The organism is uncultured Amaricoccus sp. (assembly GCF_937858865.1).
In the GTDB taxonomy this organism is placed as follows: domain Bacteria; phylum Pseudomonadota; class Alphaproteobacteria; order Rhodobacterales; family Rhodobacteraceae; genus Amaricoccus.
In genome coordinates this window covers 1-4,223 of the sequence record NZ_CALLYO010000463.1, presented here as the reverse complement: position 1 = coordinate 4,223, position 4,223 = coordinate 1, and the positions used below count along the sequence as shown (strand labels likewise).

Sequence of the window (4,223 nt, the reverse complement as noted above, 5' to 3'; positions counted from 1 at the left end):
AAGCCCTCCTCGGCGAGGAGGTCGCGCAGCACGGCGACGGTCAGCGCCAGCGGCAGGATGGCGCCGGGATGCGGCTTCACGATGACCGCGTTGCCGGTGGCGAGGCTGGCGAAGAGCCCCGGGTAGCTGTTCCAGGTCGGGAAGGTCTGGCAGCCGATGACCAGCGCCACCCCGCGCGGCACGATCCGCCAGTGCTTCTCGATCACGATCGGCGCCGCCTTGCCCTGCGGCTTCTCCCAGATGGCCGAGGCGGGCGCGCGCGACATCTCGGCCCAGGCCGTCGCCACCGCCTCGAGCCCGCGGTCCTGCGCGTGCGGGCCGCCGGCCTGGAAGGCCATCGCGAAGGCCTGGCCGGTGGTGTGCATCACCGCGTTGCCCATCTCGAAGCTCATGGCGTTCAGCCGCTTCAGCGCCTCGAGGAGCAGCCCGACCCAGGTCTCGGGCGCGGCGGCAGCCCAGGCGGCCCCGGCCGATTCGGCGGCCGCGACCAGCGTGGCCGCGTCGGCCGCCGGATAACCGATGCCGAGCGCCGGGCCCCAGGGCGACACCTCCGCCCCGACCCGGTGCGATTCGGGATGCCCCTCGAGCGCGAAGGGCCGGCCGAGCCGCGACTCGTAGGCCGCGAGCCCCTCATCGCGCGCCGTCTCCCCATAGATCCGGCCGCTTGGAACTTCCGGGAAAGGCGTCCAGAATCCACGCTCGGCGAGCGCCGCGACCGCCTGGTCGAGCAGCGCGCGATGCCGGTCGAAGAGCTTTGCCATTTGCCTTCCCCCTCATGTTCGTTGCTTTTATAATTGACTGACCGGTCGGTTTATGCAACAACTTTTTTCGACAGCCGCGGACCCCTCTCGCAAGGGCCCGGCAGCGGGAGGGAGAACCGGATGACCGAGACTATCAACTTGTCGGAGACAGTGCTCGTCTCGCTCGACGCGGGCGTGCTGACGCTGACGCTGAACCGGCCCGACAAGCTCAACTCCTTCAACGAGGAAATGCACCGCGCGCTCCGCGCCGGCCTCGAGCGCGCCGCCTCCGACGATTCGGTGCGCGCCATCCTCCTCACCGGCGCCGGGCGCGGCTTCTCCGCCGGCCAGGATCTCGGCGACCGCGACCCGCGCAAGGGCGGCGGCGCCCCCGACCTCGGGACGACGATCGAGACCTTCTACAACCCGACGCTGCGGCTGATCCGCTCCATCGAGAAGCCGGTGGTCTGCGCGGTGAACGGCGTCGCGGCCGGCGCCGGCGCCAACATCGCCTTCGCCTGCGACATCGTGCTGGCGGCCCGTTCGGCGAAGTTCATCCAGGCCTTCGCGAAGATCGGCCTCGTGCCTGACGCCGGCGGCAGCTGGTCGCTCGCCCGCATCCTCGGCGAGCCGCGGGCGAAGGCGCTGGCGCTCCTCGCCGAGCCGCTGATGGCCGAGACCGCGGCGGACTGGGGCCTGATCTGGAAGGCCGTCGACGACGCCGCGCTCGCGGGCGAGGCACGGGCCATCGCCACCCGCCTCGCCGCCGGGCCGACCCGCGGCCTCGGCCTCACCAAGCGCGCGATCCAGGCCGCCGCGACCAACGCCCTCGACGCCCAGCTCGACCTCGAGCGCGACCTGCAGCGCGAGGCCGGACGGACCGCCGACTATGCCGAGGGCGTCACCGCCTTCCTCGAGAAGCGCCAGCCGGAGTTCAAGGGGCAATGACCACCGCCACCCTTCCCACCGCGGCGCTTTCGCCGCAGCAGCTCGCCGAGGCCTGCGCCGAGGCGATGTGGTCGACCGACTGGACCTCGCAGCGGCTCGGCATGCAGATCGAGCACGTCGCGCCCGGCGAGGCCACGCTCTCCATGCGCATCACCGAGGACATGCTGAACGGCCACGGCAACGCCCACGGCGGCTTCATCTTCTCGGTGGCCGACTCGGCCTTCGCCTTCGCCTGCAACACCTACAACCAGCGCGCCGTCGCCTATCAGGTGTCGATCACCTACATGGCGCCGGGCCGCAAGGGCGACCGGCTGACCGCCACGGCGCGCGAGCTCTACCGCGCCGGCCGCAACGGCATCTACGACGTGCACGTGACCAACGACCGGGGCGAGCCGGTGGCGGAGTTCCGCGGCCACTCGCGCACGGTCAAGGGAACCCACCTGCCGGAGTGAACCGGCGGTCGACGGATTTTTTTTGGGAGAGAACGCGAGATGAGCAAGCAACGGATGCGGCACGGTCGGACCGAGGTGTTCGACCCGATCGAGACGGCTTCGCGCGACGAGATCGAGGCGCTGCAGTTCCACCGGCTGAAGCGGACGCTGAAGCATGTCTACGAGAACGCGCCCTTCCACCGCAAGCGGTTCGACGAGGCCGGGGTGCACCCCGAGGACCTGAAGTCCCTGAAGGATCTGGCGAAGTTCCCCTTCACCACCAAGACCGACCTGCGCGACACCTATCCCTTCGGCATGTTCGCCGTGCCGCGCGAGGAGCTGGTGCGCATCCACGGCTCGTCCGGCACCACCGGCAAGCCGATCATCGTCGGCTACACCAAGCACGACATCGACGTCTGGGCCAACCTCGTCGCGCGCGCCATCCGCGCCGCCGGCGGGCACCGCGGCGACCTCGTGCACGTCGCCTACGGCTACGGCCTCTTCACCGGCGGCCTCGGCGCACACTACGGCGCCGAGCGTCTCGGCTGCACCGTGGTTCCGATCTCCGGCGGCATGACCGAGCGCCAGGTCACGCTGATGCAGGACTTCAAGCCGCGCATCATCATGGTGACGCCCTCCTACATGCTGTCGATCCTCGACGAGTTCCGCCGCCAGGGCATCGACCCGCGCGAGTGCTCGCTCGAGATCGGCATCTTCGGGGCCGAGCCCTGGACGAACGCCATGCGCGAGGAGATCGAGCAGGCGTTCGACATGGACGCGGTCGACATCTACGGCCTCTCCGAGGTCATGGGGCCGGGCGTCGCCAGCGAGTGCGTCGAGACCAAGGACGGGCTGCACATCTGGGAGGACCATTTCTACCCCGAGATCATCGACCCGGAGACCGGCGAGGTGCTGCCGGACGGGGAGCTGGGCGAGCTGGTCTTCACCACCCTCACCAAGGAGGGGATCCCGATGATCCGCTACCGCACCCGCGACCTGACCCGGCTGCTGCCGGGCACGGCGCGCAGCATGCGGCGGATGGAGAAGGTCACCGGGCGCTCCGACGACATGATCATCCTGCGCGGCGTCAACGTCTTCCCGACCCAGGTCGAGGAGCAGATCCTGAAGTGCGCCGGCCTCGCGCCCCACTTCCAGATCGAGCTGGTGCGCAAGGGGCGCATGGACGACATGATCGTCCACGTCGAGGCGGCCCCGAATGCGGCCGGCGAGGGGGCGCGGGCGGCGTCGGCGAAGGAGCTCGCGCATCACATCAAGAGCGTGGTGGGCATCTCGACCAAGATCGAAGTGCACGATCCGGACGGCGTCCAGCGGTCCGAGGGCAAGGCGAAGCGGGTGGTGGACAATCGACCGAAAGAATGACTTGAGAAGAAAGAGCCGCCGGGAGTTCAGCGCGGGGAGGGTCGGCGACGACCCTCCCCCGAAGGCGTTGCGGCGGCCGGAACGGAGAAGGTGAGATGGCAAGAACGCGGGCGAGCGACTTCGAGGAGAAGCAGCACGGATTGCTGATGAGCGCCGCGACGGTATTCGCCGAGCAGGGCATGGAGAAGGCCTCGATGGCGCAGATCGCGAACCATTCGGGGGTCTCCAAGGCCCTGCTCTACCACTATTATCCCAGCAAGGACGAGCTGATCTTCGCGATCATCCACACCCACCTCGTGAACCTCGAGGCGTCGGTCGCGGCGGCGGTGGACGACACCCTGCCGCCCGAGGAGCAGCTCCGCCTCCTCGTCCGCGTGGTGCTCGACCGCTATCGCGGCGCCGACGACGCGCACAAGGTGCAGCTCGTCGGCACCTCGGCGCTCTCCGACGAGCAGCGCGGCGAGATCCGCACCGTCGAGCGGCAGATCGTGCGCCACTTCTCGCGGGTGATCGCCCGCATCCACCCCGAGCTCGACAAGCCCGAGCGGCCGCTCCTCATGCCGGTGACCATGTCGCTCTTCGGGATGATGAACTGGGTCTACATGTGGTTCCGCGACGGCGGCCTCGTCACCCGCGAGGACTATGCCGACGTGGCGACGACGCTGATCCTCGAGGGCATCAAGGCCGTGCGCTGAGGCGCGGCCGCCCCCTCGGCACGGCCGGA

At 69.6% G+C, this 4,223-nt stretch carries 5 protein-coding genes; 4 read left to right on the top strand and 1 reads right to left on the bottom strand.

The window, feature by feature from the left end:
* Positions 1-761: aldehyde dehydrogenase family protein (locus Q0112_RS13660; RefSeq protein ID WP_297976168.1), on the bottom strand; the 761-nt coding region annotated here is incomplete at its 3' end.
* Between the two features lie 138 nt (positions 762-899).
* Here Q0112_RS13660 and paaG point away from each other — a divergent pair.
* The 4 genes from paaG to Q0112_RS13640 all read left to right on the top strand — a co-directional run bounded on the left by paaG (position 900) and on the right by Q0112_RS13640 (position 4,194).
* Positions 900-1,688 (top strand): 2-(1,2-epoxy-1,2-dihydrophenyl)acetyl-CoA isomerase PaaG, encoded by a 789-nt coding sequence (gene paaG, locus Q0112_RS13655; RefSeq protein ID WP_297976170.1) that lies wholly within the window; start codon positions 900-902, stop codon positions 1,686-1,688.
* The gene (gene paaI, locus Q0112_RS13650) at positions 1,685-2,140 is read left to right on the top strand and encodes a hydroxyphenylacetyl-CoA thioesterase PaaI (protein ID WP_297976166.1); all 456 of its coding nucleotides are present in this window, start codon (positions 1,685-1,687) and stop codon (positions 2,138-2,140) included. The genes paaG and paaI overlap by 4 nt, the downstream gene beginning before the upstream one ends.
* A gap of 39 nt (positions 2,141-2,179) precedes the next feature.
* Positions 2,180-3,499, top strand: coding sequence for a phenylacetate--CoA ligase PaaK (gene paaK, locus Q0112_RS13645; protein WP_297976164.1), 1,320 nt, complete (start codon positions 2,180-2,182; stop codon positions 3,497-3,499).
* Between the two features lie 95 nt (positions 3,500-3,594).
* The gene (locus tag Q0112_RS13640; RefSeq protein ID WP_297976162.1) at positions 3,595-4,194 is read left to right on the top strand and encodes a TetR/AcrR family transcriptional regulator; all 600 of its coding nucleotides are present in this window, start codon (positions 3,595-3,597) and stop codon (positions 4,192-4,194) included.
* Positions 4,195-4,223: the final 29 nt, after the last annotated feature.

What these genes read in the sequence shown, in the direction of transcription:
- paaI (WP_297976166.1), top strand. Translation starts at nt 1,685, where the DNA reads ATGACCACCGCCACCCTTCCCACCGCGGCGCTTTCGCCGCAGCAGCTC.
- paaK (WP_297976164.1), top strand. Translation starts at nt 2,180, where the DNA reads ATGAGCAAGCAACGGATGCGGCACGGTCGGACCGAGGTGTTCGACCCG.
- Q0112_RS13640 (WP_297976162.1), top strand. Translation starts at nt 3,595, where the DNA reads ATGGCAAGAACGCGGGCGAGCGACTTCGAGGAGAAGCAGCACGGATTG.